12 protein-coding genes are annotated in these 14,438 nt (G+C 76.6%); 3 read left to right on the top strand and 9 right to left on the bottom strand.

Annotated features, from left to right (window positions below):
- The first annotated feature begins 31 nt into the window (after positions 1-31).
- A complete protein-coding gene (locus tag ACSU6Z_RS08115; protein WP_437044266.1) occupies positions 32-685 on the top strand; it encodes a hypothetical protein in 654 nt (217 codons plus the stop codon).
- A 5-nt stretch (positions 686-690) separates the two neighbouring features.
- The gene (locus ACSU6Z_RS08110) at positions 691-1,104 is read left to right on the top strand and encodes a hypothetical protein (protein ID WP_437044265.1); all 414 of its coding nucleotides are present in this window, start codon (positions 691-693) and stop codon (positions 1,102-1,104) included.
- 13 nt (positions 1,105-1,117) lie between these two features.
- On the opposite strand, the gene ACSU6Z_RS08105 is transcribed toward ACSU6Z_RS08110, so the two are convergent.
- Together ACSU6Z_RS08105 and proP are read right to left on the bottom strand one after the other, a co-directional pair.
- Positions 1,118-1,525, bottom strand: coding sequence for a DUF1992 domain-containing protein (locus tag ACSU6Z_RS08105; protein ID WP_437044264.1), 408 nt, complete (start codon positions 1,523-1,525; stop codon positions 1,118-1,120).
- Positions 1,526-1,585: 60 nt separating this feature from the next.
- Positions 1,586-2,950: a glycine betaine/L-proline transporter ProP gene (proP, locus tag ACSU6Z_RS08100; RefSeq protein WP_437044262.1), complete on the bottom strand. Its 1,365-nt coding sequence runs from the start codon at positions 2,948-2,950 to the stop codon at positions 1,586-1,588.
- Between the two features lie 442 nt (positions 2,951-3,392).
- On the opposite strand from proP, the gene ACSU6Z_RS08095 reads away from it, so the two are divergent.
- Positions 3,393-5,468, top strand: coding sequence for a bifunctional glycosyltransferase 87/phosphatase PAP2 family protein (locus tag ACSU6Z_RS08095; protein ID WP_437044260.1), 2,076 nt, complete (start codon positions 3,393-3,395; stop codon positions 5,466-5,468).
- Here the strand turns inward: ACSU6Z_RS08095 and ACSU6Z_RS08090 are convergent.
- From ACSU6Z_RS08090 to ACSU6Z_RS08060, 7 genes are all read right to left on the bottom strand, one after another.
- On the bottom strand, positions 5,425-7,056 hold the full coding sequence (locus ACSU6Z_RS08090; RefSeq protein WP_437044258.1) for a hypothetical protein: 1,632 nt from the start codon (positions 7,054-7,056) through the stop codon (positions 5,425-5,427). The genes ACSU6Z_RS08095 and ACSU6Z_RS08090 overlap by 44 nt on opposite strands.
- Positions 7,057-7,421: 365 nt before the next feature.
- Complete coding sequence (locus ACSU6Z_RS08085) at positions 7,422-8,282, bottom strand: ECF transporter S component (protein ID WP_437044256.1); 861 nt, start codon at positions 8,280-8,282, stop codon at positions 7,422-7,424.
- Positions 8,279-10,078: an ABC transporter ATP-binding protein gene (locus ACSU6Z_RS08080; RefSeq protein WP_437044254.1), complete on the bottom strand. Its 1,800-nt coding sequence runs from the start codon at positions 10,076-10,078 to the stop codon at positions 8,279-8,281. Before ACSU6Z_RS08080 ends, ACSU6Z_RS08085 begins: the two co-directional genes overlap by 4 nt.
- On the bottom strand, positions 10,075-11,211 hold the full coding sequence (locus ACSU6Z_RS08075; RefSeq protein ID WP_437044252.1) for a CbiQ family ECF transporter T component: 1,137 nt from the start codon (positions 11,209-11,211) through the stop codon (positions 10,075-10,077). The genes ACSU6Z_RS08080 and ACSU6Z_RS08075 overlap by 4 nt, the downstream gene beginning before the upstream one ends.
- 8 nt (positions 11,212-11,219) lie before the next feature.
- The gene (locus tag ACSU6Z_RS08070) at positions 11,220-11,879 is read right to left on the bottom strand and encodes an SCO2322 family protein (protein WP_437044250.1); all 660 of its coding nucleotides are present in this window, start codon (positions 11,877-11,879) and stop codon (positions 11,220-11,222) included.
- Complete coding sequence (locus tag ACSU6Z_RS08065; protein ID WP_437044248.1) at positions 11,876-13,126, bottom strand: prenyltransferase/squalene oxidase repeat-containing protein; 1,251 nt, start codon at positions 13,124-13,126, stop codon at positions 11,876-11,878. Before ACSU6Z_RS08065 ends, ACSU6Z_RS08070 begins: the two co-directional genes overlap by 4 nt.
- 622 nt (positions 13,127-13,748) lie before the next feature.
- Positions 13,749-14,390 carry a TetR family transcriptional regulator gene (locus ACSU6Z_RS08060; RefSeq protein WP_437050228.1) on the bottom strand — a complete coding sequence of 214 codons (642 nt, stop codon included), beginning with the start codon at positions 14,388-14,390 and terminating at the stop codon, positions 13,749-13,751.
- Positions 14,391-14,438 lie beyond the last annotated feature (48 nt).

Here is a 14,438-nt window from a genome sequence, read left to right as displayed (position 1 = left end):
GCCGGTTGGGCCGAGAACCCGGAAGGCATCCATGTCCACAGGCGTGATCATCGCTCTGATCGTGATCGTGGCGGCCGTGCTCCTCGTCGCGGCCGTCCTGACCCTGCGCGCACGCGGACCGCGGCACGGCAAGAGCCTGAAGCGGCGCTTCGGGCCCGAGTACGACCGGGCCGTGGCCCGGCACGACGGTGACACCCGGGCCGCCGAGCGCGAGCTCGCCCAGCGCGTGGAACGCCACGGCGGCCTGCGCGAGAAGGCGCTGGACCCCGCGGAGCGCGAGCGGTTCGAGGCGCGCTGGACGGCGGCCCAGGAGCGCTTCGTCGACTCCCCGGGGGAGGCGGTCGCCGAGGCGGACCGGCTGCTCGCGGAGCTGGCCGGCACCCGGGGCTTCCCGGACGGCGGGCAGTACGAGGAGCAGCTCGCCGCCCTGTCCGTGCACCACGCCCGCCATGTCGACGGCTACCGGCGCGTGCACCGCGCGGCCCGCCCGGGCGCCGACGGCGGCACGGGCACCGAGGAGCTGCGCGAGGCCATGGTCGAGGCCCGCGCCCTCTTCGAGGACCTGCTGCGTCCGGCCCGCCACGAGGGCGGCCGGCACCGCACCACCGCGGACGGCGGGCACGCGGCACCGGCCCGCCCCCGCACCCCCTGGTCGTCCCACCGGCGTCAGCCGAAGGAGAGCTGAGGCACATGTCCGACGTGACCCGCCCGCCCGGCACCACCTCCACCGGGCAGCCGATCCCCGACGCCCGCGGCGAGACGGCGGTGGGCACCGCCCCGGCCGCCGCCGCGCCCCGGCCCGCCGCCCCCTCCGGCACGGCGAGCACCCGCCTCCTGCCGCACGAGGAGTGCGACAGGCTGGGGCAGCGGCTGCACCACGCCGTCTCCGGATTCGTCGACGACCCGCGGGCCGCCGTGGAGGAGGCCGACCGCGCCCTGGAGGAGATCGTCGCCCGCCTCACCGACGCGGCGGGCCGGCGCCGCCACGCCCTGCGCGCGTCGTGGCAGGGCACGGACGGGCACGCGGCGCCCACCGACACCGAACAGCTCCGCCTGGCCCTGCGGGACTACCGCGAACTGGCGGACCGCCTCCTGCGCCTCTGAGGCGCGACAGGCCCTACCGGCCCGCCCGGCGCTCCCGCCACCGCCGCACGACCCCTTCGACGTCGTACGGCTTCAGACCCAGGGGAGGGCCGGGCGGCGGCTTGAACATGACGTCGCGGATCTTGACGTTGAGATCCTCGACCATCTTGCGCACCGCGGTCTCGGACGGCGCCTCCAGGGCCGCCTCCAGCACGTCCTCGGCCTCTTTGCGCAGGGCCAGCGTCGGCGGCAGTACCGCGACGCCCTCGCGGGCCAGCTTCCGCTTGACCCACCACAGTTCGTCGTACACCGCGTCCACGTCCGCGGGCAGCGGCTTGCCGGCTCCGGGCAACCGGTCGAACTCGCCGCGCGCCTGCGCGTCACGGATCTGCTTGTCCGCCCAGGACTCGAAGTCGACGCCGGGTGGCTTCCGCTCGGTCATACCCCCATGGTGCCCGGAACCGGGCCGCACGGTGCCCGCCCGGCCGGAAGAGGGGAGTGCTCAGCGCTCCACCGCAGGTGCCGAGCCCGGCAGCGGGCGGCCCGCCGACTCCGACATGAACCACACCGCCACGCCGCCGACCACGGCCGCGGCCATCATGTAGTACGCGGGCATCATCAGGTTCCCGGTCGCCCCGATCAGCGCCGTCACCACCAGCGGCGTCGTCCCGCCGAACAGCGACACGGACACGTTGAACCCGATCGACAGCGACCCGTAGCGCACCCGCGTCGGGAACAGCGCCGGCAGCGCGGCCGGCATGGCGGAGGTGAAGCAGACCAGCAGCAGACCCAGCGCCGCCATGCCCAGCCCCACCGCGAGCAGGCTGCCCTCACGGATCAGCAGCAGCGCCGGGACCGACAGCAGCAGGAAGCCCGCGCAGCCCGCCGCGATCACCGGCCGCCGCCCGACCCGGTCGGTCAGCGCGCCCGCGAACGGCTGCACGACCATCATCAGCGCCATCACGCCCAGCACGACCAGCAGCCCGTGCGTCTCGTCGTACTTCAGCTCGCTGGTCAGGTAGCTCGGCATGTACGACAGCAGCATGTAGTCGGTGACGTTGAAGACCAGCACCAGCCCGACGCACAGCAGCAGCGCCTTCCACTGCCCGGTGATCATCTCCCGCAGCGGCACCCTCGGCCGCTCGGACTCCGCCTTCGCGACCTGGGCCGCGAACGCCGGCGTCTCCTCCAGCCGCATCCGCAGGTACAGCCCGATCAGGCCCATCGGCCCGGCGATCAGGAACGGGATCCGCCAGCCCCAGGACGTCAGGTCGTCCGCCGGCAGCAGCGCGGTCATCAGCGTGACCAGCCCCGCGCCGCCGATGTACCCGGCCAGCGTGCCGAACTCCAGCCAGCTCCCGAGGAACCCGCGCCGCCTGTCGGGCGCGTACTCGGCGATGAAGGTGGACGCGCCCGCGTACTCACCGCCGGTCGAGAACCCCTGCACCAGCCGCGCGGCCAGCAGCAGCACCGGCGCCCAGACGCCGATCGTCGCGTACGAGGGGATCAGCCCGATCGCGAACGTGCCCGCCGCCATCATGATCATCGTCAGGGCGAGCACCTTCTGCCGCCCGACCCGGTCGCCGAGCGGCCCGAAGATCATGCCGCCGAGCGGCCGGACCAGGAACGCCGCGGCGAAGGCGCCGAAGGTCGACAGCAGCTGGGCCGTCGGATTGCCCGACGGGAAGAAGACCTTGCCCAGCGTCACCGCGATGTAGCTGTAGACGCCGAAGTCGAACCACTCCATGGCGTTGCCGAGCGCGGCCGCCTTCACGGCGCGCCGGACGAGGGCGGGGTCGGTGACGGTGGCGCCGCGTACCGGCGCGGCGGACGTGGACGGGGCAACGGCGACTGTGACGGCCGACAAGGCTTCGCTCGCCTACCTTTCGACGGGGACAGGGACACGACCCGCACGGCGGCGCTGTCGCCGGGCCGAAAAACGACCATAGGCGGTGATCTGCCCCTTACGGACCGTGCCTCTCCCGCCGCGGAGAGCAGCAAAACCGGACGCGTCCTGGGGCGTCTGCCCGGCTCGGAGCGCCGCACCCCCGCCCGTCTTGTGATCCTTGTCGCTCTTCACCGGCCCCATCGACCCCATCGACCCCGCCGGTCGCACCGGTCTCCCGCGAGCCCCGTGGAGGCGCCCCGCCCGTTCCCCCACTATCGTCGTCCGGACAAAAGGAGAGCGGCGGTCAGGTGAAGCCGGGGTTGCCTGCGTCTCCTTGGGGGTGGTGCGGGCCTCACAGGGTCCGCGGAACGACAATCCGCGCAGATCGCGCGGGACGGACGGGGCGGGAGGCCTGCGCGGCGTGGCGAATGCGGAGCACGGTGGGCGACCGGTGAAAGCCTTCGGAGCGACGGCCGTCGGTGAGGCCGGAGCGCAGCTGCGCGCGGCCCGGCTGGGCCTGTGGCTGGTCGCGGCCGTCCTCGCCGTACGGCAGCTGGCGGCCGTTCTCGGCTCCCCGCGGGGGGAACGCCTGACGGACCTGGAGACCTGGGTCGGCCCTGCCGGGGTCCTGCACGTCGAGGGCTCCCTGTACGACTCGACCCGCTTCACCGCGACCCCCTTCGCGGGCCTGGTCCTCAAACCGCTCACCCGGGCGGCCGAACAGGCCCTCGGCTGGGGTTGGACCTTCGGGACGCTGCTGCTGGTCGCGGCCCTCGGCGTGGTCGCCGCGCGGGCCCTGCCGCAGCCGGTGGGCCGGCGCACGGCGCTGCTGGCGGCGCCGGTCACGGTCAGCCTGCTCATGCTCTCCCTGCCGGTCCGCAACACCTTCTGGCTCGGCCAGACCAGCATCATCCCGGTCCTGCTCGTGCTCCTGGGCTGCCTGGCCGTGCGCGGCGGGCGCACCGGCGGCCTGCTCATCGGCGTCGCCGCGGCGCTCCAGCCGACGGTGCTGCTCTTCGCCCCCCTGCTGTGGTTCACGGGCCGCCGCCGAGCCGCCGTGTCCGCCGGGGTGACCTTCGCCGCGTGCACCGCGCTCGCCTGGGTGGTGATGGCGCAGGACTCGTACACGTACTGGGTGCACCACATGGCGGGCGTGGGCCTGGGCGGCGAGGCCGACGACCTGGCCAACCAGTCCCTGCACGGCGCGCTGCTGCGCCTGGGCCTGACCGGCCCGCCGGAGACCGCCCTCTTCCTCGTCCTCGGCACGGCGGTCGCGGTCCTCGGCCTGCGCCGGGCCGTGCGCTACGCCCGCGACGGCCAGCTGCTGCTCGCGGTGGCGATCACCGGCTGCGCGGCCGTGGCGGTGTCGCCCGCCACCTGGCAGCACCAGTTGCTGTGGGTGCTGCTCGCGGTCGTCGGCCGGGTCGGCAAGCGCGCCTCGGACCGGTACGTGTGGCCGGTGGCGGTCGTCCTGGTGATGACGCTGCCGGCGAAGATGATGCTGCCGAACATGTCGGCGCTGCACCCCCTGCGCGACAACCTGGTCCTGCTCGCGGCGCTCGCCGCCGCCACCGCCGTACCGTTCCTCTCCCGCACCTCGCCGTACTACGAGACCCCGGTCCCCACCCGGCACGCCGCGCCCGTCCCGACGCGGTTGCGGCGCGTTCCGCTCCTGCCGTTCCTGCGCCGCGTCCTCACCCGCCCGAACCTCCTGCTGGAACTGCTCCTCATCCGGGTCACCTACGCCGCCTACTCCAAGGTCCGCCTGGCGGCGACCGGCGGCCGGGACCGCGCCGAGGAGCACGGCCATCAGATCCTCGGCCTCGAACGCCTCCTGCACATCGACATCGAGCACGCGGTGAACCACGCCGTGGTCAGGGTCGGCTGGCTGCGGGACTTCTTCGACTTCTACTACACGTCGTTCCACTTCGTGGTCCCGCTGACCGTCCTCGGCGTCCTGTACTGGCGCCGCCCGGTCGACTACCGCTGGGCCCGCTCCGCGCTCGGTTTCACCACGCTGCTCGCCCTGGTCGGCTTCTGGCTCTACCCGCTGGCCCCGCCGCGCCTGATGCCGACGCTCGGGATCATCGACACCGTGCACGGCGTGCAGGACTTCTCCAAGCCGGACTACGGCACCTTCACGGCCCTGACCAACCAGTACGCGGCGATGCCGTCGCTGCACTTCGGCTGGTCGCTGTGGTGCGGCCTGGTCGTCGCGGTCATCGCGCCGAAGGCGTGGATGAAGGCCGCCGGCCTGCTGCACCCCCTCTTCACGGTCTCGGCGATCGTGGCGACCGGCAACCACTGGGTGCTGGACGCGGTGGGCGGCGCGCTGGTCGTCGGCGCCGGCTTCGGCCTGACGTACCTCCTCCAGGGCCCGCGCGCCCGGACGACCGCGGCCCTCGCCACCGCCGCACCCGGCACCACCGCCGCGGCCGGAGCCGGCGCGGAGGTCAGCAGCGCTCCCGCCCCCGCGAAGGACCGTACTCCGAACTGATCCGGTACTCGCCGGGCGCGGGGACGGTCAGCCGGGTGAACTCGCCCTCACGGGCCAGGCACCCGCCGTCGGACCGCAGCCACGGCGACCAGGCGATCCGCACGGTCACCGTCCCCGGCCGCCCGGCGCGCAGCACCAGCTCCGCGCCGGTCGTCCGCACCACGCTGCCGGGCGCGGACACCAGCGGCACGGCGTCCCGCACGCGGTACACCCGCCAGTGGGCGTCCCGCCACACGGGTTCCAGCCAGGCGGGCCGCCGCTCCCGCACCAGCCGCGCCTCCTCCCGCGCGAACCCGTCCGGCTTGCCCAGCGGCAGCACCACGAAGCCGACCGCCCACCGGTCCAGCCAGGCCCGGTAGGTCCGCGCGTCGAAGCCGCCGTCGTAGAAGAGGCGGGCCCGCTCCATGTCGAGCTGCCGGTTCCAGCCGCGGGCCAGGCGGACGTGCGGGGCGAGCAGAGCGGCCTCCCGGTGGTCGCGGGCGGGGACCACCTCCACCCGGGTGCGGTCGGCGCCGAGCCCGTCCAGGGCCCGTACGACCCCGCTCGTCGCGGTGGCCCAGGCCGGCACGGCGGTGTACTCGACCACATCGTCGGCGGTCTTCTTGCCGACCCAGGCGACGGACAGGACCAGCGCCCCGACCAGCAGGTTCCGCCGCAGTCGCCGCAGCCCCGGCCGGGCGAGCAGCGCGGCCAGCAGCACCGCCGGGGCGAACAGCTGCGCGAACCGCTCCACGTTCGTGCCGACGGGGGAGGGGACCAGGTACGCCAGCACGGTCCCGGCCGCGTACACGGCCCCGCTCCACCGGGCGACCCGCCAGGGGCGCGGGGCGAGCGCGGTGACGGCGAGCCCGAGCAGCGCGGGCGGCCATATCCGGGCCGGGGGCATGAGCTGCTCGCCGCTGAAGGGGAAGAGGAGGGTGGTCGCGCCGACCACGGCCGCGGGCGGCACCAGCAGGACCAGGGCCCGCCCCCGGTCCCGTACGAGGAGGAAGCCGGCCCCGACGACGGCCAGGAACAGCCCGGCCACCGGGGACGCCATGGTGGCGAGGGCCGCGTGGGCGGCGGCCGGGGCCAGGCGCCGCCGCCGCGTCAGCGGCAGGCAGGCGGCCAGCCCGAGCGCGACACCGAGGGCGAAGGTGGTGCGCCCCGAGGCCACGTTGCACCACAGGGCCAGCGAGGCGAGCAGCGCCGGCCCCAGGGGCCTTCGCACCCCGGCCCGCGCGATCAGCAGGGCCGCGAGCCACGAGGCGGCGAGCCCGGAGGCGGCGGTGACCGTGCGCACGCCGAACGCGGCCATCAGGTACGGGGAGATCAGGCTGTAGTTGGCGGTGTGCGTCCCGCCGTACCAGAACAGCCCGTACGCCGAGCCGCCGTGCCGGGAGGCGAAGTCCGCCCAGGCCAGCTGGGCGGCCAGGTCGCCGCCCCCGGTGGCGAGGACCGTCCACCACAGCACGTACAGCGGCAGGGTGGGGAGGGTGGCGAGGAGGGGGAGCCGGTGGCGCCGCCACAGGGCGGGCGGGGGGCGGTGGCCGCGTCGGGCGGCCGGGCGGTGCTCGGGCCGGGGGGTGGTGAGCTCGGCAGGGACCACGGCGAGGGACTTCCGTTCGCGTCTTCGGGCGGGCACGGCGGGTGGGACACGGGGAAGACGCGCGTGCGAACGGAAACGTTCAGCGGCGGGGCGTGGCGCTTGCGGGCGGGGGGCCCGCACGGGCGGGTGACCCACGCGGGCGGGTACGGCGAAGGCGGCGGCCCGGGGGACCGGGGGCCGCCGCCCTCGGCTGCGCGCGGGGCCGGCCGGGCCGTCCGGGGAAACAGCCGGCGGGGGCGCCCGCGATCACCCCTCCTCCCGGTCCCGTCCGCACGGGAGGTCCCGGCCTCCGGCGTGACCGGCCCGGCCGCCGCAGGCCGCGGCGGTGTGCGGCGCCCACGGCCCCGCTTCGCGGGTGATCCGGGTCATGCGGGCCGCTCCACCGGGGCGGGGTCCTCGAAGGCGACCGGCGCCTCGAACGCGGCCCGGCGGGTGGCCCGGCGCAGCGCCTTGAGGAGCGCGGGGCCGAGGGCGAAGGTCAGGACGGCCGTGACGAGCGCCCGGCCCAGGTCCCAGCCGAGGGAGGTGGCCAGGTGGTAGGCCACGAAGCGGGCCAGGTTGGCGGGGACGGAGGCCCCCGCGCGAAAGCCGATGTCCGAGCCGAGGCCCATGAAGGGCCAGCCCGCCAGGTTCATCACGGCTCCGTAGGCGAACGCGGCGAGGAAGCCGTAGCCGGCCAGCAGCCACAGCTCCGCGCGTCCGCGCAGCCGGTCGGGGAACGGCAGCAGGCCGGCGCCCATCGTGAACCAGCCCAGCGTCAGCATCTGGAACGGCATCCACGGCCCCACCCCGCCCGTCAGCAGCGCGGACGCGAACATGGTGACCGAGCCGAGGACGAACCCGAACCCCGGGCCGAGGACCCGCCCGCTGAGCAGCATCAGGAAGAACATCGGCTCCAGGCCGGCGGTCCCCGCGCCGAGCGGGCGCAGCGCCGCGCCCGCCGCCGCCAGGACGCCGAGCATCGCCACCGCCTTCGGACCGAGTCCGGACTCCGCGATGGTCGCCGCCACCACGGCCACCAGCAGCACCAGCAACCCCGCGAACAGCCACGGCGCGTCCCGGGCGTGCGCGCCGATCCCCGAGTCGGGCGGGGCGAGGAACGGCCAGCCGAACGCGGCCACCCCGACCGCGCCGGCCAGCACGAGGGCGGCGACGGAGCGGGGGCCGAGGCGGACGGCCCGGGCCCGACGCCGGCGAGCGGGGGCCGGCGGCGACGCGGGGGTCACGACAGGGCCTCTCGCACCTGGGCCACCGTCAGCCACTTCTGCGGGGCGAGGACCTTGGCGACCTGCGGGGCGAAGGACGGGGAGGCCACCGCCACGTCCGCGGTCGGACCGTCGGCGATCACCTCGCCCTGGGCGAGCAGCACCACCCGGTGGGCGAGTTCCACGGCCAGCTCCACGTCGTGGGTGGCCAGCACGATGGCGTGGCCCTCGGCGGCCAGCGCGCGCAGGACGGCGACCAGGCGGGCCTTGGCCGCGTAGTCCAGGCCGCGCGTCGGCTCGTCCAGCAGGAGCAGCGGCGGGCGGGCCGTCAGCACCACGGCCAGGGCGAGCGTCAGGCGCTGCCCCTCCGACAGGTCGCGCGGGTGCGTGTCGTCGGCGACGCCGGGCAGCAGTTCGGACAGCAGGGCGCGGCAGGTGCCGGGCTCCGCGCCCGCGTCCCGGTCGGCGGCCAGGCACTCGGCGGCGACCGTGTCGGCGTACAGCAGGTCCCGCGGCTCCTGCGGGACCAGGCCGACGCAGCGCACGAGGTCGCGGGGCGGCGTTCGGCGCGGCACGGCGCCGGCGGCGCGGACGGAACCGGCGGACGGCTCCACCAGGCCGACGAGCGCCGACAGCAGGGTGGACTTCCCGGCGCCGTTGCGGCCCATGAGGACGACGGTCTCACCGGGGGAGACGGTGAGGTCGACGCCGTGCAGGGTCTCGGTCCGGCCGCGGCGCACGGCGAGGCCGCGGATCTCGGCGGCGGGCCCGGAGCGGGGGACGGCCCCCGGCCCCCGGCGGGACGGCCTGCGCCGCGGCCACCGGCGAAGCGCCGGGCGGGGCCGGCCGGCGGACGCGTCGACGCCTTCCGGGACATTCGTCGGGGCGCCCTTCGGGACGGGCTGCGGAACACCCGCCGGAGCGTCCCCCGGGGCGGCGCTCGAAGCGGCCCCCCGAGTGCCCTCCGGGGCGCTTCCCGGCCCGCCCCGCGGGACCGCCCGCCCGGCGAGCCGCTCCCGCAGCGGCGCCGCCCGGCGCCGGGCGTCCCGGACCGTCAGGGGCAGCGGGGACCAGCCCGCCAGGCGGCCCAGCTCCACCACCGGCGGGCACACCGGGGAGACGGCCATCACCTCGGCCGGGGCGCCGGCGACCGGCGCCGCTCCCGGCTCCGGCAGGAGGACGACCCGGTCGGCGTACTGGATGACGCGTTCCAGGCGGTGCTCGGCCATGAGGACCGTGGTGCCGAGGTCGTGGACGAGGCGCTGGAGGACCGCGAGGACCTCCTCCGCGGCGGCCGGGTCCAGGGCCGAGGTCGGCTCGTCCAGCACCAGCACCCCGGGGTGCGGCGTGAGGACCGAGCCGATCGCCACCCGCTGCCGCTGCCCGCCGGAGAGCGTGGCGATCGGGCGGTCGCGCAGGTCGGCCAGGCCGAGCAGGTCGAGGGTCTCCTCCACCCGGCGGCGCATCACCTGGGGCGGCAGGCCCAGCGACTCCATGCCGTAGGCGAGTTCCTCCTCCACGGTGTCCGTCACGAAGTGGGCCAGCGGATCCTGGCCCACGGTGCCGACGACGTCGGCCAGGTCGCGCGGCTTGTGGGTGCGGGTGTCGCGGCCGGCGACGGTGACCCGGCCGCGCAGGGTACCGCCGGTGAAGTGCGGCACCAGGCCGCTCACCGCGCCGAGCACGGTCGACTTGCCGACCCCCGACGGGCCGGCGAGCAACACGAGTTCGCCCTCCGGGACGACGAAGTCCACCGCGCGAACGGCGGGCTCGCCCGCCCCGTCGTACGTCACGCTGACGTCCTCGAAGCGGATCACGGCGCCTCCTCGGCGGATACGGGACGGGCGGATGCGGGACGGACGGATGCGGGACGGGCGGATGCGGGACGGTCGGGGGAGGGGGTGACGAAGGCGGGCAGCAGCCCGAGGAGGACGGCCGCCGCCGGCCACAGGGGCAGGGCGGGCGCGGCCGGCGGGACCACGCCCGGGTTCAGCGCGGCCGGATCGCGGACGCCGGCGAGGGCCAGCAGGGCCGCGACCGCGGCACCGGACGCGGCGACCAGAGCGGACCGGAGGTTCCAGCGGTCGGGCCGGTAACGGGTGCGCGGGGAGCGGCGGCCCCCGAGCCACAGGCCCGCGAGGGCGGCGGCGACCCCGGCGAGCAGCACGGGCACCCCGTACGCGCCGCCCACGGCGGTGAGCATCCCGTACGTTCCCGCGCAGACGCCGAGCAGCCCGGCCAGGGTGAGTGAGGCGGTCGTGCGGCGGACGGCGGCGGGGACCCGCGCGGTACGGCCGTACCCGCGGGCGTCCATCGCGGCGGCCAGGGCGACGGAACGCTCCAGCGCGCCCTCCAGGACCGGCAGCCCGACCTGGAGCAGGCCCCGCACGCCGCGGTCGGGCCGTCCCCGCAGCCGGCGGGCGGCGCGCAGGCGCCGCACGTCGGCGACGAGGTGCGGGGCGAAGGTGAGGGCGACGACGACGGCGACGCCCGTCTCGTACAGGGCGCCGGGCAGGGCCTTGAGGAGGCGGGAGGGGTTGGCCAGGGCGTTCGCGGCGCCGACGCAGATCAGCAGGGCGGCCAGCCTCATGGCCTGGTACAGCGCGTGGGCCAGGCCCTCGGCGGTGACCTCGCCGCCCAGGCGGATGCCCTGCGCCCAGTCGGGCAGCGGGACCTCGGGCAGCGTCAGGAGCACGTGCGTGCCGGGGACGCCGGAGCCGAAGACGGCCGTGAGGACGAGGCGGACGGCGATCACGGCGAGGGCCAGTTGCACGAAGGCGCCGTAGGAGCGGGACCAGGGGGCGTGCGGGCGGCGCGCCGTCACGACGTACGCGCAGACCGCGACGAGCAGGGCGAGGAGGAGGGGGTTGGTGGTGCGGGTGGCGGCGGCTCCGAGGCCGAGCGCCCACAGCCACCAGGCACCGGGGTGCACGGCGGCGCCGTCACGCATGCCCGCGCCTACGCATTCCCGCGCCGCCGCGCCTGCCACACGGCCGCCCCGCCCAGCACCACCACGAGCCCGGCGCCGGCGAGGAGACCGGCCGACGGTCCGCCCCCGTCCGTCCCCGTGCCCCCGGCCGGGTCCGCGGCGGCCGGCTGCCCCGTCCGCCCCTCCCCGCCATCCGCCACCCGCTCGCCGCACCCCTGCCGCGGGTAACCGGCGATGGCGCACAGCAGGGCGTGGGAGTCGTAGCGCAGCGGCCCGGCGACGGCCGCCAGGGCGTCCGCCGTCGTCGCGCCGGGGGAGACGCGGGCGCAGGCGGTACGGCGGCCGGGCGGGGTCTCGCCGGACGGGGCGTCGGCCGCCGTACCGAAGTCGAGGACGAGCGCGACCCGCTTGCTGCCCTCGCGGGCGGGCGTCCCGCCGCAGATCGACGCGAAGCCGGCGGTGCCGCGCGGCCGGGCCGCGTCCCCGGAACCCCCGCTCACCGCGAACCGGAAGCCCTGGACGTCCCCGTCGTCGGGGCGGGCGGTGGACGGGCCCCGGGTGGCGTAGGTCCACCGGTCGCCGTCGTGCTCCCAGAACGACCAGTAGCGGTAGCCGGCGGCCTGCGCCTGGCCGGCGCCCGCGAGCAGCGCGAGCGCGGCCAGGGCGAGGAGGGCGGCGCGACGGATCACGGCTGCTTCCGGGTGCGGCCGCTGAGCAGGAAGCCGATGCCGATGCCGGCGACGAGGCAGACGCCGACGGACCACCAGACGCCGAAGCCGCCGTCGCCGTCGTCGTCCTTCTTCTTCTCGTCGTCCGCGCTCGCGGCCGTCGCGGTGATCGTCGCGCTCACCGCCGGAGCGCCGGGGCCGGTCGCCCGCAGCCGGGCCACCAGGTCGGTGCCGCCGAAGTCGCGGGGATCGGTGCCCGTGGCGTGGGCGGCGAGGATCAGCTGGGCCCAGGCGGCCGGGCCGCTCCGCTCCGCCCAGGTCGCGGCGTTCTCCTCCAGCCAGCGCAGCGGCTTCGCGGCCCGCTCGGCGCCGCCCTGCGCGGCGAGCGCGACGACGGCGTCGGCGGTGTTGCCGTAGTCGGGCCGGTCGGCGGCGCCGGCGAGGGCGGAGGTGAGGTGGCCGGTGGTGGCGACGGCCCGGGCGAGGTAGGCGGCGCCGCCCGCGGCGGCCTCCCGCCGGGTGGGCTCGCCGGAGCCGGCGCACTCGGCCTCGGCCGCCTTGCCGGGCCCGGTCACCAGGCCCTTGCCGAGCGCGCCGAGCACACCGGCGGCGGTGGCGTCCGCGTTGGCGGACAGCTCGCCCTTCCCGTCCGGCTGGAAGGCGAAGGCGCCCTCGCCGTCGCCCCCGCAGGGCAGGGCGAGGGCGAGCAGGGCGTCGTAGGGGGACTTGCCGCCCTCGGTGACCCGCTCCGGCTTCTCGCCGGCGGCGGTCAGGGCGCCGATGACGACGGAGGTGGAGTTGGCGTCGCTGGGGCCGCCCGGCGTGTAGCCCCAGCCGCCGTCCTCGTTCTGCACGGACTTCAGCCAGGTGAGGGCCTTGCCGGTGGCGGCGTCGTGCCCGCCGAGCGCGGCGAGGGCCTGGACGGCGGCGGCCGTGCTGTTGGTGTCGACCGCGGTCCTGGCGTCGCAGGGCTCGGCGGTGTCGGCGCGGAAGGGCGCGAAGGCCCCGTCGGCGCACTGCTGCCCGGTGAGCCAGCGGACGGCCCGCGCGGGCGGCTCGGCGCCCACCGCGTCCTGCGCGAGCAGGGCGAGGGACTGGCGCCAGACACCGTCGTACGTCGGATCGGAGGTGCCGTACAGCCCGGCGGTGCGGTCCGGCTCGGCCAGGACCGGCGGGGAGGGGGACGGGTCGGCGGCGACCGCGGGCGCGGCGGCGCCGATCACGGCTATGGCGGCCAGGGCCGCGGCGCTGCGACGGCGGACGTTCATGATCGGCGGGTGCCTTTCCCTGCGGCGGGCCGGGCAGCACGGGGCACCCCCGGCGGCTCGGCTCCGTATGCCTCGACGGTGCCCGTGCGCCGGCGGGCGCCGGGCACGTGAGCCGGTCACGGTCCCGCCCGGGGGGATCCGGCTCACCGCCTGGGAACGGGCGGTTCGCGGCAGGGGTCTCCCGCTTCGGGCGAAGCCGGGAAGCGGGGAGGGGCCGGCGCCGGAATTGCGCCGGCTTCCCCCCGTACGGGTGTGATGGCGACCTGGTCACTTTACCCGCCCGGGGGAGGGCGGCCGGGGCGGCCCGGGGTCGGGGCACCCCGGCCGAGCGGCCACTCTTTTTCTTCGCGTTTCCCCCTTTTAGGGGGTTCCGTGGGGAAGGAAAAGGATTATCCTGATATCAGGCCTACGGGGCGAGTGAGGGAGTCCAACCGGAGTAGCCGACTTCGGCGAGAAGCCTCGGTTTCCGCTGTTGCCGACGTCGACGGTCGGGCTGAGAGGCCGGAAGGTCGGGAGACCGGACGGCGACCCCCAGTCACCTGATCCGGGCAATACCGGCGAAGGGAACCCGTCTCGTAGGTCTTTCGCGTGCCCTCGCGCCCGCGCGCACCTCCGCGCGCCGCTACTCCTCGGCCGGCTCCCGGTCCGCGCACGCCAGGTCGATCAGCCGGCACGCCGTCTCGATGTCGGTCCTCACCTGCGCGACCGAGGCCCGCCCGGACAGCCAGGCGATCAGCGCCGAGTGCCAGGCGTGCCCGACGACCCGGACCGCGGCGAGCTGCTCGGGGGTGGGGTCGGCGAGGCCCGTCGCGTCCAGGACGACCGCCGCCGTCCGGCGGGAGACCTCCTCGACCTCCTCGCTCACGCTGCGGTCCGCGAACGTCAGCGCCCTGACCATCGCCTCGGCCAGACACGGCTCGCGCCGCAGGGCGCGGAAGGCCCGCAGCAGCGTCCGCGCCGCCCGTTGGGCCGCCGTGCCGCCCGCCGGCGGACGCCTGCGCACGGTGGAGTGCAGCTGCTCCAGCCGGTCCTGCGCCGTCGCGACCAGCAGATGCGCCTTGGAGGGGAAGTAGCGGTACAGCGTGCCGAGCGCCACCTGGGAGGACCGCGCGACCTCCCGCATCCGCACCGCGTCGAAACCGCCCCGCCCGGCCAGCTCGGCGCTGGCCCGCAGGATGCGGCGCCGGCGCGCCTCCTGCCGCTCGGTGAGGGCGGGGGCGGCGGCTCGCGCGCCGGGGGCCGCCGCGCCGTCCGCCCTGGTCACCCCGGTCACGCCGGCCCCCCTGTCCGCCTCGGCCACCGTGGCGCGAAT

Origin of the sequence: Streptomyces sp. enrichment culture (assembly GCF_964273145.1) — a bacterium.
Classification (GTDB): Bacteria; Actinomycetota; Actinomycetes; order Streptomycetales; family Streptomycetaceae; genus Streptomyces.
This window is presented reverse-complemented; position numbering and strand designations above follow the sequence as displayed.

What these genes read in the sequence shown, in the direction of transcription:
- ACSU6Z_RS08115 (WP_437044266.1), top strand. Translation starts at nt 32, where the DNA reads ATGTCCACAGGCGTGATCATCGCTCTGATCGTGATCGTGGCGGCCGTG.
- ACSU6Z_RS08110 (WP_437044265.1), top strand. Translation starts at nt 691, where the DNA reads ATGTCCGACGTGACCCGCCCGCCCGGCACCACCTCCACCGGGCAGCCG.
- ACSU6Z_RS08105 (WP_437044264.1), bottom strand. Translation starts at nt 1,525, where the DNA reads ATGACCGAGCGGAAGCCACCCGGCGTCGACTTCGAGTCCTGGGCGGAC.
- ACSU6Z_RS08075 (WP_437044252.1), bottom strand. Translation starts at nt 11,211, where the DNA reads ATGCGTGACGGCGCCGCCGTGCACCCCGGTGCCTGGTGGCTGTGGGCG.
- ACSU6Z_RS08065 (WP_437044248.1), bottom strand. Translation starts at nt 13,126, where the DNA reads ATGAACGTCCGCCGTCGCAGCGCCGCGGCCCTGGCCGCCATAGCCGTG.